25 protein-coding genes are annotated in these 23,761 nt (G+C 73.3%); 9 read left to right on the top strand and 16 right to left on the bottom strand.

Annotated features, from left to right (window positions below):
- Nucleotides 1-70 precede the first annotated feature (70 nt).
- Nucleotides 71-3,499, top strand: coding sequence for an AAA family ATPase (locus ACTMS0_RS23960; RefSeq protein WP_441157503.1), 3,429 nt, complete (start codon nucleotides 71-73; stop codon nucleotides 3,497-3,499).
- A 131-nt stretch (nucleotides 3,500-3,630) separates the two neighbouring features.
- Here ACTMS0_RS23960 and ACTMS0_RS23955 read toward each other — a convergent pair whose 3' ends face one another.
- The 3 genes from ACTMS0_RS23955 to ACTMS0_RS23945 are packed head-to-tail and all read right to left on the bottom strand — an operon-like array spanning nucleotide 3,631 to nucleotide 6,077.
- Entirely contained in the window at nucleotides 3,631-4,488 is an 858-nt protein-coding gene (locus tag ACTMS0_RS23955; protein WP_441157502.1) for an ABC transporter permease, read from the bottom strand.
- The gene (locus tag ACTMS0_RS23950; protein ID WP_441157501.1) at nucleotides 4,485-5,498 is read right to left on the bottom strand and encodes an ATP-binding cassette domain-containing protein; all 1,014 of its coding nucleotides are present in this window, start codon (nucleotides 5,496-5,498) and stop codon (nucleotides 4,485-4,487) included. The genes ACTMS0_RS23955 and ACTMS0_RS23950 overlap by 4 nt, the downstream gene beginning before the upstream one ends.
- 24 nt (nucleotides 5,499-5,522) lie before the next feature.
- Nucleotides 5,523-6,077 (bottom strand): NADPH-dependent FMN reductase, encoded by a 555-nt coding sequence (locus ACTMS0_RS23945; RefSeq protein ID WP_441157500.1) that lies wholly within the window; start codon nucleotides 6,075-6,077, stop codon nucleotides 5,523-5,525.
- A gap of 102 nt (nucleotides 6,078-6,179) precedes the next feature.
- Here ACTMS0_RS23945 and ACTMS0_RS23940 point away from each other — a divergent pair, with 102 nt between their 5' ends.
- On the top strand, nucleotides 6,180-6,674 hold the full coding sequence (locus ACTMS0_RS23940; RefSeq protein WP_441157546.1) for a GNAT family N-acetyltransferase: 495 nt from the start codon (nucleotides 6,180-6,182) through the stop codon (nucleotides 6,672-6,674).
- Here ACTMS0_RS23940 and ACTMS0_RS23935 read toward each other — a convergent pair.
- From ACTMS0_RS23935 to ACTMS0_RS23890, 10 genes are all read right to left on the bottom strand, one after another.
- On the bottom strand, nucleotides 6,661-7,296 hold the full coding sequence (locus ACTMS0_RS23935) for a PH domain-containing protein (protein WP_441157499.1): 636 nt from the start codon (nucleotides 7,294-7,296) through the stop codon (nucleotides 6,661-6,663). The two genes, ACTMS0_RS23940 and ACTMS0_RS23935, sit on opposite strands and share 14 nt — an antisense overlap.
- Nucleotides 7,293-7,757 carry a MarR family winged helix-turn-helix transcriptional regulator gene (locus ACTMS0_RS23930; protein ID WP_441157498.1) on the bottom strand — a complete coding sequence of 155 codons (465 nt, stop codon included), beginning with the start codon at nucleotides 7,755-7,757 and terminating at the stop codon, nucleotides 7,293-7,295. Before ACTMS0_RS23930 ends, ACTMS0_RS23935 begins: the two co-directional genes overlap by 4 nt.
- A 186-nt stretch (nucleotides 7,758-7,943) precedes the next feature.
- Entirely contained in the window at nucleotides 7,944-8,639 is a 696-nt protein-coding gene (locus ACTMS0_RS23925) for a hypothetical protein (protein WP_441157497.1), read from the bottom strand.
- Nucleotides 8,640-8,725: 86 nt separating this feature from the next.
- On the bottom strand, nucleotides 8,726-9,577 hold the full coding sequence (locus ACTMS0_RS23920; protein WP_441157496.1) for an aldo/keto reductase: 852 nt from the start codon (nucleotides 9,575-9,577) through the stop codon (nucleotides 8,726-8,728).
- A 199-nt stretch (nucleotides 9,578-9,776) separates the two neighbouring features.
- Entirely contained in the window at nucleotides 9,777-10,313 is a 537-nt protein-coding gene (locus ACTMS0_RS23915) for a DUF1697 domain-containing protein (RefSeq protein WP_441157495.1), read from the bottom strand.
- 80 nt (nucleotides 10,314-10,393) lie between these two features.
- The gene (locus ACTMS0_RS23910) at nucleotides 10,394-11,845 is read right to left on the bottom strand and encodes an amino acid permease (protein WP_441157494.1); all 1,452 of its coding nucleotides are present in this window, start codon (nucleotides 11,843-11,845) and stop codon (nucleotides 10,394-10,396) included.
- 81 nt (nucleotides 11,846-11,926) lie between these two features.
- Entirely contained in the window at nucleotides 11,927-12,481 is a 555-nt protein-coding gene (locus tag ACTMS0_RS23905) for an SOUL family heme-binding protein (protein WP_441157493.1), read from the bottom strand.
- Nucleotides 12,482-12,535: 54 nt separating this feature from the next.
- The gene (locus ACTMS0_RS23900; protein ID WP_441157492.1) at nucleotides 12,536-13,258 is read right to left on the bottom strand and encodes a YqeB family protein; all 723 of its coding nucleotides are present in this window, start codon (nucleotides 13,256-13,258) and stop codon (nucleotides 12,536-12,538) included.
- Nucleotides 13,255-14,097 carry an ABC transporter permease gene (locus ACTMS0_RS23895; RefSeq protein WP_441157491.1) on the bottom strand — a complete coding sequence of 281 codons (843 nt, stop codon included), beginning with the start codon at nucleotides 14,095-14,097 and terminating at the stop codon, nucleotides 13,255-13,257. The genes ACTMS0_RS23900 and ACTMS0_RS23895 overlap by 4 nt, the downstream gene beginning before the upstream one ends.
- Complete coding sequence (locus ACTMS0_RS23890; RefSeq protein WP_441157490.1) at nucleotides 14,094-14,993, bottom strand: ABC transporter ATP-binding protein; 900 nt, start codon at nucleotides 14,991-14,993, stop codon at nucleotides 14,094-14,096. Before ACTMS0_RS23890 ends, ACTMS0_RS23895 begins: the two co-directional genes overlap by 4 nt.
- Before the next feature lie 131 nt (nucleotides 14,994-15,124).
- Between ACTMS0_RS23890 and ACTMS0_RS23885 the strand changes: the two genes are divergently transcribed.
- The 3 genes from ACTMS0_RS23885 to ACTMS0_RS23875 all read left to right on the top strand — a co-directional run bounded on the left by ACTMS0_RS23885 (nucleotide 15,125) and on the right by ACTMS0_RS23875 (nucleotide 17,694).
- Nucleotides 15,125-16,372 carry a sensor histidine kinase gene (locus tag ACTMS0_RS23885; RefSeq protein WP_441157489.1) on the top strand — a complete coding sequence of 416 codons (1,248 nt, stop codon included), beginning with the start codon at nucleotides 15,125-15,127 and terminating at the stop codon, nucleotides 16,370-16,372.
- Complete coding sequence (locus ACTMS0_RS23880; protein ID WP_441157488.1) at nucleotides 16,351-17,067, top strand: response regulator; 717 nt, start codon at nucleotides 16,351-16,353, stop codon at nucleotides 17,065-17,067. Before ACTMS0_RS23885 ends, ACTMS0_RS23880 begins: the two co-directional genes overlap by 22 nt.
- A gap of 117 nt (nucleotides 17,068-17,184) precedes the next feature.
- Nucleotides 17,185-17,694, top strand: a complete 510-nt coding sequence (locus ACTMS0_RS23875; RefSeq protein ID WP_441157487.1) for a hypothetical protein — start codon at nucleotides 17,185-17,187, stop codon at nucleotides 17,692-17,694.
- A 104-nt stretch (nucleotides 17,695-17,798) separates the two neighbouring features.
- On the opposite strand, the gene ACTMS0_RS23870 is transcribed toward ACTMS0_RS23875, so the two are convergent.
- Nucleotides 17,799-18,575, bottom strand: a complete 777-nt coding sequence (locus tag ACTMS0_RS23870) for a D-Ala-D-Ala carboxypeptidase family metallohydrolase (RefSeq protein WP_441157486.1) — start codon at nucleotides 18,573-18,575, stop codon at nucleotides 17,799-17,801.
- A 305-nt stretch (nucleotides 18,576-18,880) separates the two neighbouring features.
- Here ACTMS0_RS23870 and ACTMS0_RS23865 point away from each other — a divergent pair, with 305 nt between their 5' ends.
- Together ACTMS0_RS23865 and ACTMS0_RS23860 are read left to right on the top strand one after the other, a co-directional pair.
- Nucleotides 18,881-19,531, top strand: coding sequence for a DUF6642 family protein (locus ACTMS0_RS23865; protein WP_441157485.1), 651 nt, complete (start codon nucleotides 18,881-18,883; stop codon nucleotides 19,529-19,531).
- Nucleotides 19,532-19,543: 12 nt separating this feature from the next.
- Complete coding sequence (locus ACTMS0_RS23860; protein WP_441157484.1) at nucleotides 19,544-20,002, top strand: PPOX class F420-dependent oxidoreductase; 459 nt, start codon at nucleotides 19,544-19,546, stop codon at nucleotides 20,000-20,002.
- Here the strand turns inward: ACTMS0_RS23860 and ACTMS0_RS23855 are convergent, their stop codons facing one another.
- Together ACTMS0_RS23855 and ACTMS0_RS23850 are read right to left on the bottom strand one after the other, a co-directional pair.
- Nucleotides 20,003-20,644: an NAD(P)-dependent oxidoreductase gene (locus ACTMS0_RS23855; protein ID WP_441157483.1), complete on the bottom strand. Its 642-nt coding sequence runs from the start codon at nucleotides 20,642-20,644 to the stop codon at nucleotides 20,003-20,005.
- 54 nt (nucleotides 20,645-20,698) lie between these two features.
- Complete coding sequence (locus tag ACTMS0_RS23850; protein WP_441157482.1) at nucleotides 20,699-21,931, bottom strand: serine hydrolase domain-containing protein; 1,233 nt, start codon at nucleotides 21,929-21,931, stop codon at nucleotides 20,699-20,701.
- 82 nt (nucleotides 21,932-22,013) lie between these two features.
- On the opposite strand from ACTMS0_RS23850, the gene ACTMS0_RS23845 reads away from it, so the two are divergent.
- Nucleotides 22,014-22,613 carry a pentapeptide repeat-containing protein gene (locus ACTMS0_RS23845; protein WP_441157481.1) on the top strand — a complete coding sequence of 200 codons (600 nt, stop codon included), beginning with the start codon at nucleotides 22,014-22,016 and terminating at the stop codon, nucleotides 22,611-22,613.
- Nucleotides 22,614-22,815: 202 nt separating this feature from the next.
- Entirely contained in the window at nucleotides 22,816-23,745 is a 930-nt protein-coding gene (locus ACTMS0_RS23840) for a hypothetical protein (RefSeq protein WP_441157480.1), read from the top strand.
- Nucleotides 23,746-23,761 lie beyond the last annotated feature (16 nt).

The raw sequence follows: 23,761 nt of genomic DNA, 5'->3' as shown, positions 1-23,761 counted from the left end.
CGGGACGGGCCCACCGCCAGACGGGACTACCCGTCACGTGCTCACCAAAGCACGCTGAGAGGTAACGGTTATGGAGCCGCGGCGCGTCGAGGCCATCATCGGGCGGGAACACCCCGCGGGCCTGCTGCGCGCCGAACTCGACCGGGCCCTCGCCAGCCACGGCGGTCTCGTCCTGGTGACCGGAGAGCCGGGCATCGGCAAGACCACGCTGGTCACCGCGCTGGCCGAGGAGGCCCGCCAGCGCGGCGCCCTGGTGCTCGGCGCCGCCTGCTGGGATTCCGACAGCGCCCCCGGCTACTGGCCCTGGCTCCAGGTCGTCCGCGGGCTCCGCCGCTCGCCCGACGACTGGGCGGTGGCCCGATCCGCCGCCGAACCCGGCCTCGCCGCCCTGCTCGGCGAGACGCCGGGCGGAGCCGGCGCGACCGGGATGCCGGGCGGAGGTGACGCGAGCGGGACCGGGCCGTCCATGCCCGGCGCGGCCGGTGGTGACGAGGAGGCCTTCGCTCTCTACGACGCGGTCACGACCGCACTGGTCACCGTGTCGCAGCGCCGGCCGGTCGTGGTCGTCCTCGACGACCTGCACTGGGCCGACCCGGCCTCCATGCGGCTGCTGGCGTTCGCCGCCCAGCACACGTGGTTCGAGCGGCTGCTGCTCATCGGCACGTACCGCGACGCCGAGGTCGAGGCCGCCGACCACCCGCTGCGCCCGCTGCTGATGCCGCTGGTCACGAAGGCGACCACGGTCACGCTCACCGGCCTCAGCCGGGACGAGGTCGGCGCGCTGATGACGCGGACGGCCGGCCGGGAACCGGACGCCGCCCTGCTCGACGAGGTGCACCGGCGCACCGGCGGCAACCCGTTCTTCGTCGAGCAGACCGCCCGGCTGTGGCGGGTCGACGGAGCGGTCGACCTGATCGCTCCGGGCGTCCGCGAGGCCGTGCGCCGCCGGCTCGCCCAACTTCCCGACGCGGTGGTCGAGGCGCTCACCGTCGCCGCCGTACTGGGACGGCAGTTCCACCGGTCCGTGCTCGCCTCCTGTGCGGGCACCCCGGCGGCCCAGGTCGACCGCCTCCTCGACCGCGCGGTGACGGCCCGGCTCGTGGTCGCCCGCGGCGGCGGACGGTTCGCGTTCGCCCACGACCTGGTGCGGGAGACGCTCTACGACGGGCTGGACGACGCCGAGCGCCGGACCCGGCACGCGGCCGTGGTCCGCGCCGTCGACCGCGAGCCGGCGCTCACCGAGCGGCTCATCCCCGCCGACCTCGCCCGCCATGCCTGGCTCGGCGCCGGGGAGCTCGACCCCTCCCGGGCCGCCGAGCTGCTCGTCAGCGCCGCGCGGGACGCCGGCGGGCGGCTGGCCCTGGAGGAGTCGACCGTCCACTTCCGCCGGGCCCTGGAGGTCGTCGAGGACCGGTCCCAACGAGTCCGGATCCTGACCGAGCTGGGGCAGCTGCTGTCCCACTCCGGCGGTCGGGAGGAGGCGCGGCGGCTCCTCGCCGAGGCGGCGGAGCTGGCCCTCGGGATCGACGACCCCGCTCTGCTCGCCCGCGCCGCGCTCACCGTCCACCGGCACGGCTGGACCCCCGCCGGGCACGCGGTCGAGACGGACGGGCTGCTGCGCGAGGCGTACCGGCGGCTCATCGGCGAGCCCGACGAGGCCCTGCCGGCGGCCACGGTGGTGACCGATCTGATCACCGCCACCGAGACGCTCGCCCGCCGGGGCCGCGACGACGAGGCGCTCACCTTCAGCCTCTGGGCCCGGCACGACACCACGTGGGGGCTGGGCAGCGCCGCCGACCGCGCCACGATCACGGCCGAGATCCGCGACGTCGCCCGCCGCACCGGCGACCGCGAGACCGAGATGTGGGCGACCAGCCTGCGCTGGGTGGCGCTGCTGGAGCTCGGGGACCCCCGCTACGCGCAGGAACATACCGCGTTCGTCTCGGCGGGCCGTGAGTCCGACATCGACCGGCACCGGATGGCCGGTGCCATCGACGGCGGCATCATCGCCGCGTTCCGGGGCGACTTCGCCCGGGCCGACGCGCTCTTCGGCGAGCTGGTCGGGTTCGGCGAGTGGGAGCAGTCCGACCACGCCTTCCTGGTGCACCATCTGCGCTGGTCGCTGCTGCTGCTTGAGGGCCGGTTCGAGGAGATCGACACGCTGCTCCACGGGCTGGACCCGACCGACCACACGTACCTGGAGCTGGTCCGTGGCATCACCGCCGTCGAGCGCGGCGACATGGCGACCGCCGTCCGCCTCGTCACCGAGATCGAGGCTGCCGGTGCCCCGTACCCCCGGCCGGTGTCACCGCTCTGGCTGCGCCTGCGCGCGCAGGTCGCGGCCCGCACCGGGGACGCGCGGCGCTGCGCCGAGGCGCGGGAGGCGCTGGCGCCGTACCGGGGGCAGTGGATCGCGGCCCTGTTCGGCTGCGACGTCGGTGGCCCCGTCGACCACTGGCTCGCGCACGTCGACCTGGCGCAGCAGCGGTGGGACGACGCCGTCGCCGGCTTCACCGCCGCCCGCGGGTCCGCCGACCGTATGGGCGCCCGACCGTGGTCGCTGCTCGCCCGAGCCGGACTGGTGGGCGCCCTGACCGGCCGTGACGGCCCCGGCGACGCGACCGCCGCCGCCGAACTGCGCGCCGAGACGGTACGCGAGGCCGCCGCGCTCGGCATGGCCCAGGTGCTCCACCGCCTCGGCGCGCCACCGGCGCCCACCGTCGGGTCCGGCCCGTCGATCACCGGGCCGGCCGTGGCCACGGGCTCCGGCTCCTCCGCCGCGCTCAGCTCAACGGGCGCCCCTGGCGCGCCGCCCGAACCGGGCTCGTCGGCGGCCGCGCCGGAATGTGGCTCCATGGCGGCCATGACCGGGCCGGACTGGATGGCCGGTCTGCCGTGGTCGCCCTCCGGCGCCACACCTCCCGTGCCGGAGGACCGCCGCCCGCCGTCCGAGGTCTACGAGTTCCGCCGGGACGGCGACGTGTGGCGGCTGGTGTACGGCGGCGTGGTGGCGCACCTGCCGGACGCCAAGGGGCTCCAGGACCTGCACCTGCTGCTGAGCCGCCCCGGTGTCGACGTCCCCGCGGTCGAACTGCTCGACCCGGCCGCCGGCCCCGACCTGGTCGCCGCGCACCGGCTCGGCGCCGATCCGGTCCTCGACGACGAGGCGAAGGCCCGCTACCGGCGCCACCTGGAGCGGCTCGACGACGAGATCGACCGGGCCGCGGCCCGCGGTGACGACCGCAGGGTGTCCGCTCTCGACGCCGAGCGGGCCGCCCTCCTCGACGAGTTGCGGGCGGCGGCCGGCCTGGCGGGGCGTACGCGGCGCCTCGGTGACCAGGCCGAACGCGCCCGCAAGGCGGTCACCGCCCGCATCCGCGACACGCTCCGTCGCCTCGACGACCGGCATCCAGGACTCGCCGCTCACCTCCGCGACACGGTCTCCACCGGCGGTTCCTGCCGCTACCTCCCGCCCGACCCCCCACCCTGGCGCCTCTAGAGCCGTCCAGCGGAGATCTTGGACGATTTCGGCCCCTCCAGGGGCCCCTCCAGGGGCCGTTTCCTTCCAAGATCTCGGGAAGCGTGCCGCGGGCGCCGCCACGACGGTGGCGGGGCCCGCAGCGCGGGCTGTCAGCGGCGGTTGTAGCGGTACATGGTCAGGGTGCCGAAGACGACCACGAAACCGACGCTCCACAGCAGCAGCCACATCGTGTTCGTCGCGTCCGGCGAGCCGGCCATCACGCCGCGAACCGCGGCCACCAGGTGCGTGATCGGGTTGACCTTGACGAACGCCTGGAGCCAGCCGGGCATGGTCGACGGTTCGACGAAGACGTTGCTGAGGAAGGTCAGCGGGAACAGCACCATCATGCTGACCCCCATCACCGACTTCTCGCTGCGCAGCACCAGGCCGAAGAAGGTCCAGACCCAGGAGAACGCGAACGAGAAGACCACCAGCAGGCCGATCCCCGCGACCACGCCGAGCAGGCCGCCGTCGGGGCGGAAACCCAGGACGAGGCCGACACCGAGGATGACCACGGCGGCGATGACGTAGCGCAGCACGTCGCCGAAGATCATCCCGACCAGGGCGGCCGGCCGCCACACCGGCAGCGTACGGATGCGGTCGAAGACGCCCTTCTCGATGTCGTTGTTGAGGCCGAGACCGGTGTACATCGTGATCATGACGACGCTGGTCACCATGATGCCGGGCAGGAAGAACTGCAGGTAGTCACGCGGACTGTCGGCGAGGGCGCCGCCGAACAGGTACGTGAACATCAGCACCATGATGATCGGGAACGCGGTCACGTCGAACAGCTGCTCGGGGACGTGCTTGATCTTCAGCAGCGCCCGCCAGCCGAACGTCAGCGACGCCGACAGCGCACCCGGCCTCGGCGGCCGCGCTCCGGGCGCGAGGACCGTCGCCAGCGCCTCGGCCGACGGGACGTAGACGGACGGGGCACGCCCGTTCGTGGTGGTCGCGGTGTCGCTCATCGGGCTGCCTCCAACTGCTCGTCGTGCTCGTCGCTCGCGGTCGCGGGGTGGTCGGTCAGGGCCAGGAAGACCTCGTCCAGGCTCGGCTGGCCGAGGGAGAAGTCGTCGACGAGGATGCCGGCGCGGGCCAGGTCGGCCAGGGCGCGGGCGGCCTGCTCGCTCGCCGCCAGGCCGGAGCCCTCGCCGCCGACGCGGGCGGTCAGCGCGACCGGGTCCGGTTCCAGTTGCACCGGAACACCGAGCGCGGCGTGCAGCACCTTCTCGGCCTCGGGCCGCTGACCGGCGTCACGCAGGCGCAGGTGGACGGTGCCGGAGCCGACGGACGACTTCAGCTCGCCCGGGGTGCCCTCCGCGATCACCCGGCCGTGGTCGACCACCGCGATGCGGCCGGCGAGTTGGTCGGCCTCGTCCAGGTACTGCGTGGTCAGCAGCACTGTCGTGCCGTGCGCCACGACCGCCCGGATGATCTCCCACACCTGGTTGCGGCTGCGCGGGTCCAGACCGGTCGTCGGCTCGTCGAGGAAGAGCAGGTCGGGGGTGTTGAGGATGCTGGCCGCGATGTCGAGGCGCCGGCGCATACCGCCGGAGTACTTCTTCACCTGCCGACCCGCGGCCTCGGTCAGCCCGAACGCGGCCAGCAGGCTCTCCGCCCGCTCCCGGGCGGCCGGCTTGCGCAGCCCGAGCAGGCGGCCGAGGAGCACCAGGTTCTCCATGCCGGTCAGGTCCTCGTCGACGGACGCGTACTGGCCGGTCAGGCTGACCCGGGAGCGGACGGCGTCGGCCTCGTCGACCACGTCGTGGCCGAAGACGCGGGCCCGCCCGCCGTCGGGGCGTAGCAGCGTCGCCAGCACTCGGACGGCGGTGGTCTTGCCCGCGCCGTTCGGGCCGAGCAGGCCGTAGACGGTGCCCGCCGGGACCTGCAGGTCGAGGCCGTCGAGCGCCCGGGTCGACCCGAACGCCTTGCGGAGGCCTTCGGCCTCCACGGCCGGGCCGGTGGTGCGCGTACTCATGATCTCTACCTCTCTTCGGGGAACTCAGGAGACGTACGGGCGGGCCGCGCGGGCGTCGCGCAGCGCCAGGCCCCACCAGGCGAGCTGGTCGAGCAGGACAGCGGCGTCCCGGCACAGCCGGTCCTCGGCGAGCGGGGTGGGCCCGCCGCAGAGCAGGTCGACGCCGACGACGTCCCGGACGGTCATGGCGTGCAGCGCGGTGAAGACCGTGCGGAGCTGGTCGACCGCGTGCAGACCCAGGGAACCGCACCCGTACGACACGAAACCGACGGGCTTCGCCTGCCACTCGTCGTACGCGTAGTCGATCGCCTGTTTCAACGACGCCGGAAAGCTGTGGTTGTACTCGGGGGTGACCACGGCGAACGCCTCCGCGCGGCCCACCTCGGCGGCGAAGGACCGCATGGCCGGCGTCGCCTCGGCGGGCCAGGCGGCCGGGAAGTCGTGGTCGGCGAGGTCGAGGACGGACACCGCGAGCTGCGCCCGTCGCCGTGCCTGCGCGACGAACCAGCGAGCGACCTCGTCGCCGGCCCGCCCCTCGCGGGTGCTGCCGATGATCACGGTGAGTCGCAGCGGCGTCATGACTCCACCTCCTCTCACCGGGAAGGCGCGAGACGGTCCGCCAGATCCGATCTGGCGGACCGGACCGTCGGTGGCGGGTGGTCCACTGGACGCGTGAGCGACATGAGCATCATGCCCTGGCAATCGGACGACCTCGACCTGCTGCGGCAGCTGAACGCCCCGGAGATCCGGCGGCACACCGGAGGGCCGGAGACAGACGAGCAGGTGGTGGCCCGCAACGCGCGGTACGCGGCGTTGGGCGCCACCGGCGGCGGCTGCATGTACACGATCGTGCTGCCCGACGGGGAGAAGGTGGGCAGCGTCGGGTACTGGGAACGCGAGTGGCGCGGCGAGCGGGTCTACGAGATGGGGTGGGCGGTGCTGTCCGCGTACCAGGGGAGAGGGCTGGCCTCGGCCGCGGTGCGTGCGGTGCTCGACGTGGCCCGCGCCCGGCGGACCCACCGGCACGCGCACGCCTACCCGTCGGTCGACAACCCGGCCTCCAACGCGGTGTGCCGCCGGGCCGGGTTCGTGCTGCAGGGGGCGACGGACTTCGAGTACCCGCCGGGCCACACCATCCGCGTCAACGACTGGCGGGCTGACCTCAGAGAGAGCTAGTGGGGAGGTGGGCGTCGAGGCGGGCGCGGGCCGCCTCGACCAGCGCCTCCGGGTCGTCGGCGTGAAAGCGGAGCTCGGTGACGGCGAGGCCGCGGGCCTTGCGCACCGGCACGTCGATCGGCTCGCGGAGCAGCACGTCGACGCTGGTCTGGCTGGCCATGCCGAGGCTGACCGTGACCCGGTCGCCGTCACGTTCCACCTGGGTCTGCCCCTCCGGCGGCATCGAGCGCCGGTTGACCCGGACGGTCTCGATCGAGGCCCACGGGATCGTGAAATCCAGCGTGACGCTCTGGCGCAGCCGCAGGCCGTCGTCGCCGACCACGTGCGGGTGCACCTTGTTGCTGGCCAGCAGGCCGAACATCCAGAGCAGGCCGTAGACGCCGAGGCCCAGGACGACCTTCCGGACGGTCTCCCAGGGCAGCATCAGCTCGAAGATCGGGATCTCGACCGCCGAGAGGATGATGAAGATCCACATCAGGGTCGTCACCGCGCCCACGTACCCGAACGTCTGGTCGCCCGGGCGCAGCTTCTCGGGCCGGCGGAACACCCACCGGTAGAGGCTGCGCCACAGGCCGATCTCGTAGCGGATGACGAAGCGGAGCAGCCGCAGCGTGGCGGTCACGGGTGGTCCTCCTCGTGGATGTCGGGGGAGAGGCCCTGCTCGCGCAGCCGGCCCAGGACGTGGTCGAGCCCGGCGACGAAGCAGTCGAGGCGGTCGGCCCGGAGGTCGCCGAAGAGCAGCTCGGCGAACTGCCGCTGCCCCTCCTCCAGCGCCTCGACCGTGCGGGTGCCGTGTTCGGTGAAGGTGACCAGGAAGGCCCGCCGGTCGGTCGGGTGCGGCTCCCGGGTGACGAAACCGCCGGCCACCAGACCGTCGACCAGGCCGGTCACCGTCCGCGCGCTCACCCGGAGGGCGTCGGCCAGGTCCCGCTGGGTCACCGGCCCGCTGCGGTGTAGCTCCCAGAGCAGGGTGGCCCGGGACGAGGTGAGCCCGTCCCGGGCCAGGGCCCGCGTCATGTCGTCGCTGAGCATCACGACCAGTTCGAGGATCCGGTCGAGCGCGCCCGTCCACCGCTGCGCCACCGTTACCCCCGCTCATAGTGAGTGTGCCTCACAATGCTGCCACAGCAGGATGAGCCGGAGCCGGCGGGCCACCAGGGCAGCGCGGCCGTAGCTGCCGTCGCCATCGGCGAGGAAGTCCCACAACTGGCCGGTCGGCCCGTCCGCCGGCAGCTCTGGGCCGCTGGAGTTCGAGTGCCGGGATGACGCTCAGCTCACCATGAGCAGCGCCATGGCGGTCAGCGGGTAAAGCTTCGCCGTCAACGCCTGGGACTTCTTCAGGTCGCCGTCGCCGTCCGAGGCGTCGACCTCCATCACGTAGTGGCCCCGCGCCATCATGATCGTGCACTGGTTGACGATGCCGGTGTCGGTCTTCTGGCGTTCGCAGAACGTCACCACGTCGCGATGGGCCGCCACCCCCGGCGGCCGCCAGGCCACGATCGTCGACGTTCGCCCGTCGTGCGTCCGGTATGTGCGGCACGTCTTCAGCACCGACCGCAGCTCGTCGATCAGCTTACGGCCGGGCACCTTCTGAAAGCCGACCACGTAATGCCGGATCCAGACCGGGGATTTCACCCATCGGCGATCCCGTTGGCCGACGGCGTGCCGGTCGGACGGCAGCTCGTCGCGGCAGAGCGACCGCAGGTACCAGGCGTCGGTGTTCTCTTCGGTGTGCTCGGCTGTCTCGGGACGGAACCCGGACAGATCCATCATGCCGAGGCGCACCCGCTGGCGTACCTCGGCGGCGGACTTCGGCGCCGGTCGCGGCCCCGGCGCCGCCTTCACGGCGGCCTTCATCGACGGCGCGTCCAACCGGAGTGCGGCCGGCTCGGGGGTGCCGCAGGCCACCAGGCCGAGAGTGACCAGCAACGACAACAGGACCAGAGGGGTACGGCGGCGCAACATCGCGACGGAGGTGTTCCTTTCGTACGCGGACGGGGCCCTGCTTCCGAGCCCCGCCAGACAGCGCCGTGATCATCCGTCGCGTTACGTTAGCGGGGGACGTAGTCGAACGTGTCCGGGTCGGGGCCCTGCCGGCCCGCCTCGCCCTTGTCGAGCGCGGTGATCCGCTCCATCGTCGCGTCGTCCAGCTCGAAGTCGAAGATCCGGAAGTTCTCCTCGATCCGCGACGGCGTGACCGACTTCGGGAAGACGATGTCACCGCGCTGCACGTGCCAGCGCAGCACGACCTGCGCGGGCGTCCGGCCCACCTGCTCGGCGATGTCGATGACGGTCGGGTCGTCGAGCACCTTCCCCTGCGCGATCGGCGACCACGCCTCGGTCAGGATGTCCCGCCCCCGGTCGTACGCGCGTACCTCCTCGTTGCCGAAGTACGGGTGCACCTCGATCTGGTTCACCGCCGGCACCGTGCCGGTCTCGGCGGCGAGCCGTTCCAGGTGCGCCACCTGGAAGTTCGACACCCCGATCGAGCGGGCCCGGCCGTCGCGCCGGAACTCCTCCAGCGTCTTCCAGGCCGACACGAAGTCGCCGTCGTAGAGGGTGGGCAGCGGCCAGTGGATGAGGAAGAGGTCGATGTAGTCCATCTTCAGGGCCTCGAGCGTGGAGTCGAACGCCCGCCGCGCGTCGTCCGGCCGGTGGAAGCCGTTGTTGAGCTTGCTCGTGATGAAGACCTCCCGGCGGTCCAGCCCCGACTCGCGGACCGCCTGACCCACCTCGGCCTCGTTGCCGTACATCTCGGCGGTGTCGATGTGCCGGTAGCCGACGTCCAGGGCGGCGCGCACCGCCTGCACGGTGTCCTTCGGGTCGATCTGGAACACCCCGAAGCCGAGCTGCGGGATGCTGTTGCCGTCGTTCAGGCTGATGTTCGGAACTGTGCTGGCCACTGCGGCTCCTTAACCCGTCGGCGGAGCGCCACGGGCCGGGAAGCGCTTCCACACCCGTGACGCGGTCACCGGAAGGGCGTACCCGCCGTCGTGCGCCCTCCAACCAGTGATCCTGGCTCACCCGACCTCGTCGAAGAGGACCGTCGCGGGTGACCTGGGCGGCATGGTTCGCCGCCGGCCGTCGCCCATGGCCGAACCGTTACGCCGTCAGCTCCGCGAGCGCGCGCACCGACCGCCAGTTCCGCGTGGTCGCCACGACGCCCAGCTTCTTCTCCAGGTACGCGTTGGTGAACTTCGACCGGCCGTAGCCGCCGTCCGGGTAGTGCAGGAACACCTCCCGGCCGGTGACCGTGAACGCCACGGTCTCGCCGCCCGGCACGGTGAGCCCGGCCACCGCCGACGTCTCCGGCGCGGTGGCGAGGAAGGCCACCAGCAGCCGCGTCGGGTCGTCCTCCCGGTCGGCGTACGGGTTGCCGCCGGCCACCGCCGCCATCTCCCGGCCGCTGCGGACCAGCACCGGCACGGTGAGCCCCAGCTCGTCGGCGAGCGCCCGCTCGATGCCCCGGGCGAGGACGTCGGCGTCGCGGACGGTGCTGCCGAAGACCACGTTGCCGCTCTGGAGGTGGGTCTTCACGTCCTGGTGACCGAGGTCGGCGACGAGACGGCGCAGATCCGCCATCGCGAGGCGGACACCGCCGACGTTGATCCCGCGCAGCAGGGCGACCCAACGCGTCATCCACCCGCCTCCCTCCGCTCGCGACGCAGCCTAACTCCGGCGCCGCTCGCGTGGACTCCCGCACTCGGCGGGCCACCGCCCTACCGGGCCGGTCCACGGGGGCCGGTGGATCCGGACGACTCGTCTCGGCCGCCGAGCTTCGAGCGGCGGTAGCCGTAGAAGGCGTAGATCAGGGCGCCGAGCACGAACCACACCGCGAACCGCAGCCACGTCTCCGGAGCCAGGAAGGTGATCAGCCAGACCGAGAAGATCGCGCCCAGCGCCGGCACCACCGGCATGCCCGGGAGCCGGAAGGTCCGCGCGGCGTCCGGGCGGCGGTAGCGCAGCACGATCACCGCGATGCAGACCACCACGAAGGCGAGCAGGATCCCGATGTTGGTCAGCTCGGCGGCCTCCCGGATCGGCAGGACGCCGGCGAGCAGCGCCGACCCGATGCCGACGATCCAGGTGACCCGGCTCGGCACCCGGCGGACCGGGTGCAGCTTGGCGAACCAGGCCGGCAGCAGGCCGTCCCGGCTCATCGAATACCACACCCGGGTGACGCCGAGCATGAAGGTGAACATCACGGTCAGGATTCCGATGATCGCGCCGACCGCGATGATGCTGGCCACGCCGTCGAGGCCGACCGAGGCGAACGCGGAGGAGAAGCCGCTCTCCGAGTCGATCTGGGTGTAGTTCTGCATGCCGGTCAGCACCAGGGTCGCCAGCACGTACAGGACCATCGAGATGGCCAGGGAGTAGATGATCGCCTTGGGCATGTGCCGGCGGGCGTCCCGGGACTCCTCGGCGGCGGTGCTCATCGCGTCGTACCCGAAGACGGCGAAGAACACCGTCGCCGCGCCGGTGATCGCCCCGCCGACCCCGAACGGGAAGAACGGCGAGTAGTTGTCGGCCTTGACGTAGAAGAAGCCGACGACGATGACCAGCAGCACCACCGCGACCTTCAACCCGACGACGAACGTCTCGAACCGGGCGGCGGTCTTGATGCCCTGGTTGAGCAGGAACGCGATGAGCAGGCAGAGGATCATGGCGAACAGGTCGACCACGTGCCCCTCGCCGGTGCCCGGCGCGCCGAGCATCCAGGCGGGCAGTTCCACACCCAGTTCGCCGACGAGGAACGCGAAGTAACCGGAGATACCGATCGCCACCACGGCGACGATCGCCGTGTACTCCAGCAGCAGGTCCCAGCCGATGAACCAGCCCACCGCCTCGCCGAGCACCACGTACCCATAGGTGTAGGCCGAGCCGGCCTTCGGGATCATGCCGGCGAACTCGGCGTACGAGAGGGCGGCCGCCGCGCTGGCCAGGCCGGCGACCAGAAACGAGATCAGCACGGCTGGCCCGGCCGTCTCGTTCGCCACCGCACCGGCCAGGGCGAAGATGCCCGCGCCGATGATGCCGCCCACACCGATCGCGGTGAGCTGCCAGAGTCCAAGCGACCGCGACAGCTGCTCCTCGCTGGTGTCGGCGATCTCCTCGACCGGCTTGCGACGGAACATTCCGCTACCGGTGACGCGTCCTGTGGAGGTCATCGTCGTCCCCCTTCTCCCAACCCGTGGCGTGTGGCGTCGTTACCCCGGCGTGGGCCGCGCGAATCGGCCGGGCGCCGGTCCTCATTCGGCGACCGGTAGCACCACCTCGTTGCGGCGCAGGAACCACGGCCGCCACGGTGGGTCGTATCGGGCGTACCGGATGGCGCCGGCCGGTTGAAGGCCGGCGGCGGTGACCGCCCGGCCCAGTGCGGTGGCCCGGCGGTCGAACTCCGTGGCCGTCCCCCGCCCGGAGAACCGGACGGCGGCGGCGAGCTGTTCGGGGATCTCCCGGGTCCGCACCCGCGGATCGGCCGGCTCGGGCAGGGTGGCGGGCGTGACGTCGGCCGGCATCACCAACCGCACCAGCCAGCAGCCCGGCCGGTCGCTCTCCTCCTGCACGACCGGTGCGGTCCTCGGGATGGCCTTCGGCGCCGCCTCCCGCACCCTCGCAATGCCCGGCCGGGGCCGGGACCGGTCGGCCCCGGACAGGTACGCGGCCAGCGGCGGGAGCGCCTCCCGGGCGACCCCGTCGAACTCCCCCTCGACGAGCATCTCCGCCGCGAGGTGTGCCGGGTAGCGGCGCAGTTCGAAGGCGGAGTGCCGGGCCACCACCCGGTACGGCTGCTCCTCGGTCATCCGCGCCCCCTGTGCCCGGTGTAACCGCAACGCTACCGGCCGTGACGGTCGGGCTCAGGAGAAGTCGCGTCCTTGCTCCGGCGCCGACCGGGTGAGCCGCCAGTACTGCCGGCGTCCGTCGTCGCGGACGACCACCCCGGAGCGGGCCAGGTCGCCCCGCAGCTCGCGGGCCTCGCCGTCCCGGCTGGCGTCGAGCGCCCGCTGCCGGGCCCGCAGCAGCGCGTCCGCCTCCGCCGGCAGGCCGGGCAGCCCCGGCACCCACCGCCGGTACGCGTCCCGGTGCGGATCCGCGTCCGTCCACGGCCAGCCGTGGAACCGGAACGCCTCCTCGAGCCGCCCGGCCGGCAGGTCGGACCGTTCCCGCGCCAGCTCCCCCTCGTCCGGGCCGAGCAGCACCAGCGCCTTCCCGTCGACGAACACGGCACGGGTGTCCCGCCGGGCCACCTCCCGCGCGGGCCCACCGGGCCGGTGCAGCCGGACCCGTTCCCGGTCGACGGCGACGGCGAGCCGCTCCGCGGTGGCGATGCCCGCCATCACCAGCCCGGCGAGCGTCCCGAGCACCACGCCGCCGGCCGTCGCGTACGCGTCGGGCAGCCGGGCGGCCAGCTCGAACAGTCCCTGGACCGGTACCCAGGACTGCCCCGCGAGCCAGTCGGAGGTGGCGGCGAGCGCCCCGCCCGCCGCCGCCCCGACCAGCGGGAAGCCAGCCCAGAACAGCACCAGCTCCGCCCGGCCGCCGGCGACGACGGTGGGACCGTCGAGACCGTCCACGGTCACGCCGCCTCGCGCCGCAGGGTCCGCACCAGGCCGGCCGCCAGGGGTACGACCATCCACACCAGCAGCGACACCGCCAACCGGCCCCACTGCCCGGCGGTGACGTCGGGGGTGAACAGCGGTTCCATCGTGCGGGCCGTGTCCAGCCAGCCCGCCGGTTCGCGCAGCGGCCGGATCAGCCCGCCGAGCACCGACCAGAGCGTCGGCAGCAGCAGGTAGGTCACGATCGCCAGCGGCGTGTTGAGCAGCAGCAGGCCGAAGCCGGCACCCATCAGCACGCCGGCGACCTGGAGGACGACGGCGTGCAGGATCAGGGAAGCCTCGATCCGCCAGGTGCCGGCGCCACCGGTCGCCCCCGCGATGGCCGTACCGAGCGCGGCGGTGGCCAGGCTGGTCACGATCGACGCGAGTGCCGCCACGACAACCGCGGCCAGCTTCGCGGCGATGACGCGTTCCCGGCGGGGCACCAGGGCGAACGTGGTCAGCGCGGTGCGCTGCGACCACTCGGCCGTGATCGACAGGATGCCGAGCACCGGCAGCAGCAGCCCCACCGGCAGCAGCGACGAGGTGAAGAACCCGACGAAGGTCTGGTCGGCGTCCGGCGCCCAGATCAGCTGCACGGCGACCAGGACGGCGGTGAGCAGGCCGATCGTGACGAGCAGCCAGAGCCCGGCCCGGGTGTCGGCGAGCTTGCGCAGTTCCACGCCGGTGAGTCGGAACAGGGACGGCCCGCGTACCTCCCGGGGAGCGCGCGGGGTCACGGACGAATGGGCCGGCGGCGCCCCGGCACGGCGTGAGCCGCCGGCCTGTTCGCCGGGTGTCGTGGCGGCGGTGCTGGTCATCGGACGGCCTCCCGGGTCGACGGTTCGGTGGTGAGGGTGAGGAAGAGCTGTTCCAGACCGCCGCCGTCGGCGGGGCGCAGTTCGGTGAGCGGCACGCCGGCGTCGGCGGCGGCCCGCCCGACCGCCTCGGGCGTGGCCGGCACCAGCAGCGACGCGTCGGTGCCGACGGTCGCCGCCAGGCCGGCCGCGTCCAGGGCGCGGCGCAGCGCCGCCACCTCCCGGGCCCGGACCAGCGTCCGGTCGCCGGCGAGCAGTTCGCCCTTGTCGCCCTGGGCCACGATCCGGCCGCCCCCGATCACCACCAGCCGGTCCGCGACCGCCTCCACCTCGCGCAGCAGGTGCGAGGAGAGCAGCACGGTGCCGCCCCGGTCGGCGAAGTCGCGCAGCAGGCCGCGCATCCAGAAGATCCCCTCCGGGTCCAGGCCGTTGGCCGGCTCGTCCAGGATCAGCACCCGGGGGTCGCCCAGCAGGGCGTGCGCGAGGCCGAGTCGCTGCCGCATCCCGAGCGAGTACGCCCGTACCCGGCGCTTCGCGGCGGTCCCGTCCAGCCCGACGAGGTCGAGCTTCGCGGCCACCTCCCGCCGGTCCACGCCCATGGTGGCCGCCGCGATCGTCAGGGCCTCCCGGCCGGTACGCCCGGCGTGCTGCGCCGAGGCGTCGAGCAGCACCCCCACCTCCCGGCCCGGGTTGGGCAGCTGCCGGTAGGGGCGCCCGCTCACCGTGGCGGCGCCGGCGCTGGGCGGGGTGAGACCGCAGATCATGCGCATGGTGGTGGACTTGCCGGCGCCGTTCGGCCCGAGGAACCCGGTCACGGTGCCCGGCTCGCAGCGGAACGACACGTCCTCGACGGCGGTGTGCCGCCCGTACCGCTTGGTCAGGTGTTCGACGGTGATCATGCGGATCACACTGCCCGGGCCACCCGGCCGCCGGCAGCGGCCGGCGGTCGTCGCCGCATCGACCGAGGTAGCGCTCGCCCGTCGACTTTGGTAGCTGGTCCGGTGCTCCGGCGCCTGCCTACGCTTGGGGCGTGACCAGCGCCGCCGTACCCGACCACCCCTGGCTGCTGCCAGGCTCGCTGACCACCGGGGACCGGGCCGGTCGCGGCCCCCGCCGCACCACGCGCGACTGGGTGGTCGACGTCCTCGCGTTCCTGCTCTCCCTCGGCTGGGTGGCGTTCGCGACGGTCGACGCCACCCTGCCCGACCCGGAGCTCGCCGCACCCCTGGAGCAGCGCTGGTTGATCCCGGTCGACGCGGTGATCGGTCTCATCTGCTGCGCCCTGCTCTGGGTCCGCCGCCGCTGGCCGCTCGGGCTGGCCGTCGCCACGCTGCCGTTGACCGCCTTCTCGATGGGGGCGGCGATCCCGCTGCTGATCATCTACTTCACGGTGGTCGTGCACTGCCGTACGGCCGTCGCCCTGGCGGTCACCGCCGCCGGCCTGATGACCAACTTCCTCTTCGGGTACGTGCGACCGGAGCCCGACCTGTCGTACTGGGCGGCCACCGTCTGGGGGGTCGTCATCTCGGTCACCGTGCTGGCCTGGGGGATGTTCGTCCGCGCCCGCCGGCAACTGGTCGTCTCGTTGCGTGAGCGCGCCGAGCGGGCCGAGGCGGAGCAGCAGCTACGGGTGGCGCAGGCCCGCCAGCTGGAGCGCACCCGCATCGCCCGCGAGATGCACGACGTGCTCGCGCACCGGATCTCGCTGCTCAGCCTGCACGCCGGGGCGCTGGAGTTCCGGCCGGACGCCCCGCCCGAGGAGGTGGCGCGGGCCGCCGGCGTGATCCGGACCAGCGCGCACGCCGCGCAGCAGGACCTGCGGGAGGTGATCGGCGTGCTCCGGGCGGAGACCTCGGCCGCCGAGGAGCCGGAGCGGCCCCAGCCCACCCTGGCCGACGTGCCCGCGTTGATCGAGGAGTCCCGGACGGCCGGAGTGCGGGTGGACACCGTCGACCGGGTGGCCGCATCCGACCGGGTGCCGGACGCGGTCGGACGCAGCGTCTACCGGATCGTGCAGGAGGGGCTGACCAACGCCCGTAAGCACGCCGCCGGCGCGGCGGTCGCCGTCGAGCTGGCCGGCGGACCCGGGGAGGGGCTGGCCGTGGAGGTCCGCAACCGCTGGCCGGTGGGGGGCGGCACCGACCCCGGCCTGCCGGGCGCCGGAACCGGTCTGGTCGGCATCGCCGAGCGGGTCAGCCTGGCCGGCGGGCGGCTGGAGTACGGGCGGGACGACGCCGGGGACTTCCGGCTCGCCGCGTGGCTGCCGTGGCCGGCGTGACGCCTCCGCACGGAGCGGCACCGACCACGTCGCCGGTGCGTCCGGTGCGGGTCCTGATCGTCGACGACGATCCGCTGGTCCGGGCCGCCCTGTCGATGATCATCGGTGGCGCGCCGGAGCTGGCCGTGGCGGGCGAGGCCGCCGACGGCACCGAAGTCCCGGCGGCCGTCGCCGCGTACGCGCCGGACGTCGTGCTGATGGACATCCGGATGCCCCGGCTCGACGGGCTGGCCGCCACCGAGGCGCTGCGGTCCGCGCCCGACCCGCCCGAGGTGCTGGTGCTGACCACCTTCGACGCCGACGAGCAGGTGCTCCGGGCGCTGCGGGCCGGGGCGGGCGGCTTCCTGCTCAAGGACACCCCGCCCGCCGAGATCGTGCAGGCCGTCCGCCGGGTGGCGGCCGGCGAGGCCACCCTCTCCCCGACGGTCACCCGCCAGCTGATCGCGCACGTCACCGGGACCGCCGGCCCTGACCCGCGCCGGGAGCGGGCCCGTCGGCAGCTCGCCACGCTCAGCGAACGGGAGCGGGACGTCGCGGTCGCGCTCGGCCGGGGGAGCAGCAACGCGGAGATCGCGGCGGAGCTGTTCATGAGTGTGGCGACGGTCAAGGCGTACGTGTCCCGGCTGCTGGTGAAGCTGGACCTCAACAACCGCGTCCAGGTGGCCCTCCTGGTCCACGACGCCGGCCTGGTCTGAGGCGAATGGTGGTCGCCGGGCCGGATTGAACCTTCCGAGGGCGGGCGACGTACTCCCCGCCGAGGATGTGGGGCGGCGCGTCGGCCGCCCCGCTGCCGAAGCTGCGGGAGGCCTACCGTGCGAGTTGGTGAGCAGTCGACGGATCCCATCGATCAGGTACTGGGCGAGGTGCCGGTCCCGGTGCCGCTGACCCCCGAGGACGTCCGGCTCGCGGTCCGGGCGGTGGTCGTGCACGGGGCGGAGGAGTGGCCGTCGGGGCCGCTGTGCCGCAACGACGGCGCGACCTATCCGTGCCGGTTGCACCGCTGGGGCCGGCGGGTGCTGTTGACACACGGCCTCAACGAGCGGCAGGTCGACGCGCTGGTGCGGCACGGCAACCCGTTCGTGCACGTGCCGTTCCCGTTCACCGTGAACGGACCGGCGCGTACGCCGGCGTCGGTGCCGGCACGTCCCGGGGCCGCCGCGCCGCCCCGCACAGCGGCCGCCGCGCCGGCACGTCCCGCGTACCCGGTGCGTGGCCAGGCGGCCGCCCGGGTGGCCGCGCCCGGCGCGCGGCCCGCGGTCCGACCTGCCGGCCACGGCCGCACGACCCCGGCGGCCACGCCGCGCTGGCCCCGGGCGAGCTGAGCGGAGGTACGCCCGCGAGGCTCGGGGCGCACGACGCCGGCCCGGTCGGGGGGATTTCCCCACCCCTGACCGGGCCGGCGTCGCCGTGACCGGTGGTGCGGTCGTCAGCGGACCCCGCAGTCCGGGGCCGACCAGCTCGTGGTGTTGGCCGTGTTGTCCCGGTTGTTCTCGCGCCGGGAGTCCACGTGCACGTGGTCGTCGTGGTCCGGCGTTCCCGGGCCGATGATGCCGCTGAAGCCGCGGTTGCGGGCGTCGCGGGCCACGTCGCACAGCGACCGGCTGCGGGACACCACGTCGGCGGCGTTGCCGTAGAGGTGCTGGCTGTCCCGCGCCCCGCCGACCTGGTTGTTGCACGCCCGGCTGCGGAAGCCGCTGGTGACGTGGAGCGGCTGGTCGCCGAGGCTGTGGCGCATCGCCTCCAGCTTCCACATCGTCCGCAGGGCGTTCTGCCGTGTCTCCGTCGGGGAGAGCGGGCCGCCGGTCCAGCCGCCCCGGCCGCAGCCGTCGTCCATCTCGCTGTAGCTGAAGTGGCGGGGCGTGCAGTCGTTGTCCTGCAGTTCGTAGAGCTTGGCGTACGTCTGCGGCCCGGCGACACCGTCGGCCCGCAGCCCGTACGCGGACTGGAACCGCCGGACCGCCGCGGCGGTCTTCGGTCCGTACCGGCCGTCGAGTTCCACGATGTCGCGGTTGCCGGCCCAGCCGGCGACGCGGAGCTGCAGCTGGCGGACGTCGTCGCCGGAGCGTCCCTGGTAGAGGTTGCGTGTCCAGGTGTAGCAGCCGTCCGCGTGGGCGGCCGGTGCGGCGACCACGGTGGCGATCGCGGCCCCGGGCAGCGCCAGGGCGAACGCGACCAGCGCCCGTTTCAGGGTCTTCATGCGCACAGAAGTCCTCCCGGTAGGAGAAGCGAATGGGATGGGACATCGACCGGGACGTCCCGCGATTTCCACCCTGACACTGGTCGGACGGTTAGGCGGGGATAAACGAGAATTGTCCTCAGATCCCGCGCCTGCTGGGTCTTGCCTGTGAATTACGGTGATTTGCGAATCACCCATTCCGCCCCGAGGCGCGCAAGAATGCGGGAACGGCGGGAACGGCACGGAACGTCGTGTCCCGCCCCACCCTGGGTGATGTTTCCGCCGCCCGGAGAGCCGGTAACGTCAGCGCCGCGGGTGAGGGAGGTGGGCGCGTGGCGCGTGGTGGCGTCTTCTGCGTCGAGGGTCAGTGGCACCGCGACCTCAACGAGCGCGGGTCCGTCCTGCCCACCCTGGAGCTGCTGGAGCGCCTCGGGAAGATCCGGTTCATCCACAAGGACGCGGCGACCCGGGACGAGCTGTTCTACTTCGTCGACCGCTGGCTGCTCAAGCAGTACGCCGACTACCGCGTGGGGTTCTTCGCGATGCACGGCGAACCGAGCCGGCTCTGCCTCACCGACTGGGAATCGGTGGCTCTCGCCGACGTGGCCGAGCGGATGGCCGGTCGTTGCGAGGGCCGGCGGCTCTATTTCGGCAGCTGTTCGGTTCTGCGCGCCTCCGACGCGGTGCTCCGCGACTTCCTGGAGACCACCGGAGCGGCGCTGGTCTGCGGTTTCACCCGGGAAGTCGACTGGGTCGAATCGGCCGCGTTCGAAACCGTGCTCCTCGACGTGCTCGCCAACGGGCAGCGGCACAACGCCGCCGAACTGCGGATGGGCTCGGCGCACTGGGCGCCGCTCGCCTCGTACCTCGGCTTCCGGGTGATCTACGCCAACGGCCGTGCCTGGCGGCCGCCGGTCCGGCCCCGCGTCCCCACCCAGCCCGCCGCCGCGTCCCGCGGCCGTTCCGCGGTGCCGCCGAGCTGATAGAAACGAGCGGTGAGCATCGCGACGAACACCCGCGTCGACCCGGCCGAGCTGATCGAGTTCCTCCGCCCCCGGCACAAGGTCGTCCTCATGACCACCCGCGCAGACGGGCGGCCCCAGTCGTCCCCGGTCTCCGCCGGCGTCGACGCCGAGGGGCGACTGGTCGTCTCGACCTACCCGGAGCGGGCCAAGGTGACCAACATCCGCCGCGACCCCCGGGTCGCCGCCTGCGTGCTGTCGGACGACTGGAACGGCCCGTGGGTGCAGGTCGACGGCACCGCCGAGGTGCTGGACCTGCCGGAGGCGCTGGAGCCGCTGGTCGAGTACTACCGCAGCATCTCCGGTGAGCACCCGGACTGGGACGAGTACCGGGCGGCGATGGTCCGCCAGGGCAAGTCGCTGATCCGGGTCACGATCGACTCGTGGGGTCCGATCGCCACCGGCGGCTTCCCCGCCCGCCTCGCCGACTGATCAGTACGCGGCGGTGAAGCGGGTGTTCTCGTGGCGCGGGTTCTCGATCTCGTCCACGATCACCACCGCCATGTCCTGGTAGCTGAGCACCGAGCGGCCCTCGCGGTCGGTCACCGGATGGTCGTCGCCGGTGCGGTACCGCCCGGTCCGCTCGCCCGGGTGGAACTCCAGCGGCGGCGGGGAGACGTAGGTCCAGCTCACCCCGTCGGCGGAGGAGCGGTAGAAGTCCAAGGCTTCGGCCTGGCCGAGCGCCGCGTCGCGGTACTCCTCGGGGAAGTCCGGCTCGTCGAGGATCCGGGTCCCCTTCGGGGTGAGCAGGGTGGCCCCGCCGCCCAGGTGGATGATCCGAGGCGTGGCCCGCATGTCGCGCAGCGTGCCGACCAGGGTCCGGGCCGCGCTCAGCCAGAGGCCGTGCTGGTCACCGCCGATCGCGACCACGAACGCGTCCGCCTCCGGCGCCAGCTCCCGTACGCTGCGCTCACTGGTCGCGTCCCCGGTGACGACCCGGACCCCTGCCGGCAGGTACGACGTCGCCTCCGGCCGGCGCACCGCGGCGGTGACCCGGTGCCCCCGCTCGAAAGCCTCGCTGGTGATCCGGGACCCCGCCGTCCCGCCCGCCCCGAACACGACGATGCTGCTCACGCCCCCAGGCTATGGACGCCGAGGCCCCGCCGCCGGGGAACGCCGATGACGCTCTCAGTCCAGCAGGGCCGAGTAGACCAGTTGGCGCAGCTGCGGCCGGATCGGCCAGGTGCTCGACGGCAGCAGTTGGGTGAAGAACAGCGCGGTGACCTCCTCGGCCGGGTCGACCCAGAAGGCCGTGCTCGCCACCCCGCCCCAGTAGTACTCGCCGACGCTGCTCGGCACCCGGGACGGGATCGGATCCTCCACGACGGCGAACCCGAGCCCGAAGCCGACGCCCTCCAGGGTGGTCTCGGCGAAGCCGCCGGTGGACAGCGTCTCCAGGTCCCTGCCGCCGGGCAGGTGGTTGCGGGTCATGAACCGCACCGTGCGCGGCCCGAGCACGCGTACGCCGTCCAACTCGCCGCCGCGCAGCAGCATCTGGGTGAAGCGGTGGTAGTCGGCGGCGCTGGAGATGAGCCCACCGCCGCCGGAGAGCAGGATCGGCTTCTCGTACGCCAGGGCGCCCAGCTTGTCGTAACGGAAGGCGCGGCCGGTGCGCGGGTCCGGCGCGTACAGCGCGGCCAGTCGCGCCGCGGTGTCGCCCTCCACCCACCAGTGCGTGTCGGTCATGCCCAGCGGGCGGAAGATCCGGTCGGCGAAGAACGCGTCCAGGCTCTGCCCGGAGATCACCTCGACCAGCCGGCCGAGCACGTCGGTAGCGACCGAGTAGCCCCACGCGGTGCCGGGCTGGAAGAGCAGCGGCAGCTCGCCGAAGGCTGCGCAGGCGGTGGCAAGGTCGACGTCAGCCGGCGGGTACAGGTCGTACCCGGCGGCCCGGTAGAGACCGTCGACCACCGAGGTCTGCATGAAGCCGTACGTCAGCCCGGCGGTGTGGGTGAGCAGGTGCCAGACCCGGATCGGCTCGACCGCGGGCACCGTGTACGGCTTGAGGGCCGACCCCTTCGAGTAGACCCGGAGGTCGGCGAACTCCGGCAGCCAGCGGCTGATCGGGTCGGTCAGCTCGAACCGGCCCTCCTCCCAGAGGATCATCGCGGCGACCGACGTGACCGGCTTGGTCATCGAGTAGATGCGCCAGAGCGTGTCCGCCTTCACCGGGACCTGCGCCTCGGCGTCCCGCAGCCCGTACGTCGAGGAGTGCGCGACCTCGCCGCGGCGGGTCACCACCACCTGGAAGCCGGCGAGCCGTCCGTCGTCGACGTACCTGCCGAAGTGCTCGTCGATCCGCGCCAGGCGTGCGGGGTCGAAGCCGATCTGGTCCGGGTCGATGCTGCGTGCCACGCTCACACCGGCGAACCTACCCGCCGGTACGCCGCGGCCGGAAGGGCGGCCGGCCACACATGTCGGTGCCGGTCAGTAGCCTGGGTCGATGCCGGAGCTGACCGAGGCGACCACCTTCCGCGACGAGGACTGGTACGGCGAGGAGATCACCGACCGGCACTTCGTCGGCTGCGAGTTCCACCGGGTGGACCTGACCGAGGCGCTCACCCGGGGCGCGGTCTTCACCGGGTGCACGTTCGGCAACGTCCGCTTCAACGCCTCCCGGCACGTCGACTCGGCCTTCACCCGGTGCGTGTTCCGCCGCTGCAACCTCTTCGAGGCCGAGTTCACCGGCTGCAAGCTGGTCGGCAGCACCTTCGCCGAGTGCGACCTCCGACCGCTGACCGTCGACGGCGGGGACTGGTCGTTCGTCGCGCTCCCCGGCGCCGACCTGCGCGGGGTGCGGATCACCGGCGTACGCATGCGGGAGGCCGACCTGACCGCGGCCGACCTGACCGGTGCCACCGTGACCGGCGTGGATCTGTCCGGCGCGGCCCTGCACCGCACCCGATTGGTCCGCGCCGACCTCCGTGGCAGCGACCTGACCGCGCTCGACCCGACGCAGGTCGAGCGGGCGGGCGCGGTCATCGACGCCGAGCAGGCGGTGGTGATCGCCCAGTCGCTCGGCTTCCACCTCGGCGGACCGTGATCCAGTGACGGTCGTGACTACTCCCTGAGCACGGGATGCATGCGGAGCTGGGAACGCTACCAGCGGGTAACGAAGTGGGCACACCGGCCGGGCGTGGGGTGGCGGAAAGTCCGATCTGATGCAAACGTGAAACGGCCCACGGCGGTGTAACGTTTCCGCCGGTTCGGGCGCTGCGTGCTGCACGGTGGGGAGTGGAGGGTCGGTGCCGGAGGAGGACGTCACGCGGCCGGGCACCGGTGGACCTCGGCACGGCCGGCACCCGGGTGACCGGCTGTGCGCCCGGCACCGGTCCTCGACCACGGCGGGGCGGACCCGCAGCGCCCTTCGCCGGCTGGACCGGGCCCGGCGGCGCCGACGCTGGGCGCTCGAGGGCGTCACCGTGCTCGCGTGCCTCGTCGCCCTGCTCTCGTACGTCAACTTCGACTCCGAGCCGGCGCCGGAGGAGCCGCCGACCACCGGCACCGTGCCGGCCGGGGTCGGCCGGCCGAGCGCTCTCCCCGGTACGCAGCCGGGCGCCGGTCCGGCCTCACCCGGCCTGCGTCCCCGGCAGCGCCCGCCGAGCCCGTCACCCACGCCGACGACGCCGCCACCGGTGCTCACCCTGGCCCGGAACGAGGTGCCGGCCGAGGTGGACCTGACCGCCGTGGGCACCCGGGACTGGATCCACTGGGGACTGCACGGCGACGACTCGACCGTGCGCAAGCGCGGCGGCTCCGGCGAGATCCGCGACGACGGCGGCAGCGGCCGCCGGGGTTCCTGGGACGGCAACCAGGAGACCTTCCGGTGGCGGGACGGCGCGCCCGTGCAGGCGGCCGACGGCACTCCGCGCGGGGTCTTCACCTGCGGCGCCGGCCGCGGCTTCGCCCTCGCCATAACGGGGAGCGGCCAACTGCGGACCGTCCACATCTACGCCGGGACCTGGATGGCCCGGGGTCGCTTCGACGCCCGGCTCTCCAGCGGCGGCCCGACCCGCACCCTGCGCGTGGAGGACCCGCACACCAGCCGGTCCGCCGAGTTCGTCGTCCGCTTCCAGACGCCGGAGGGTACGCGGCTCGTGCTGACGTGGACCGCCGAGCACGCCTTCACGGACGACTGCGCCGGCGTCAGCCTCCAGGCGGTGGCGTTGCAGTGATCGTCGGCTGCCCGCC

The organism is Micromonospora sp. H33 (assembly GCF_052068455.1).
Lineage (GTDB): Bacteria > Actinomycetota > Actinomycetes > Mycobacteriales > Micromonosporaceae > Micromonospora.
The sequence above is the reverse complement of the archived record's forward strand: the minus strand, read 5'-3'. Positions and strand labels throughout refer to the sequence as shown.

Excerpts from the sequence above, each read along its gene's own strand:
- ACTMS0_RS23950 (WP_441157501.1), bottom strand. The coding sequence starts at position 5,498 with ATGAGTACGCGCACCACCGGCCCGGCCGTGGAGGCCGAAGGCCTCCGC.
- ACTMS0_RS23960 (WP_441157503.1), top strand. The coding sequence starts at position 71 with ATGGAGCCGCGGCGCGTCGAGGCCATCATCGGGCGGGAACACCCCGCG.
- ACTMS0_RS23910 (WP_441157494.1), bottom strand. The coding sequence starts at position 11,845 with ATGACCTCCACAGGACGCGTCACCGGTAGCGGAATGTTCCGTCGCAAG.
- ACTMS0_RS23905 (WP_441157493.1), bottom strand. The coding sequence starts at position 12,481 with ATGACCGAGGAGCAGCCGTACCGGGTGGTGGCCCGGCACTCCGCCTTC.
- ACTMS0_RS23890 (WP_441157490.1), bottom strand. The coding sequence starts at position 14,993 with ATGATCACCGTCGAACACCTGACCAAGCGGTACGGGCGGCACACCGCC.
- ACTMS0_RS23895 (WP_441157491.1), bottom strand. The coding sequence starts at position 14,097 with ATGACCAGCACCGCCGCCACGACACCCGGCGAACAGGCCGGCGGCTCA.
- ACTMS0_RS23845 (WP_441157481.1), top strand. The coding sequence starts at position 22,014 with ATGCCGGAGCTGACCGAGGCGACCACCTTCCGCGACGAGGACTGGTAC.
- ACTMS0_RS23955 (WP_441157502.1), bottom strand. The coding sequence starts at position 4,488 with ATGAGCGACACCGCGACCACCACGAACGGGCGTGCCCCGTCCGTCTAC.
- ACTMS0_RS23915 (WP_441157495.1), bottom strand. The coding sequence starts at position 10,313 with ATGACGCGTTGGGTCGCCCTGCTGCGCGGGATCAACGTCGGCGGTGTC.
- ACTMS0_RS23945 (WP_441157500.1), bottom strand. The coding sequence starts at position 6,077 with ATGACGCCGCTGCGACTCACCGTGATCATCGGCAGCACCCGCGAGGGG.
- ACTMS0_RS23925 (WP_441157497.1), bottom strand. The coding sequence starts at position 8,639 with ATGTTGCGCCGCCGTACCCCTCTGGTCCTGTTGTCGTTGCTGGTCACT.
- ACTMS0_RS23940 (WP_441157546.1), top strand. The coding sequence starts at position 6,180 with ATGAGCATCATGCCCTGGCAATCGGACGACCTCGACCTGCTGCGGCAG.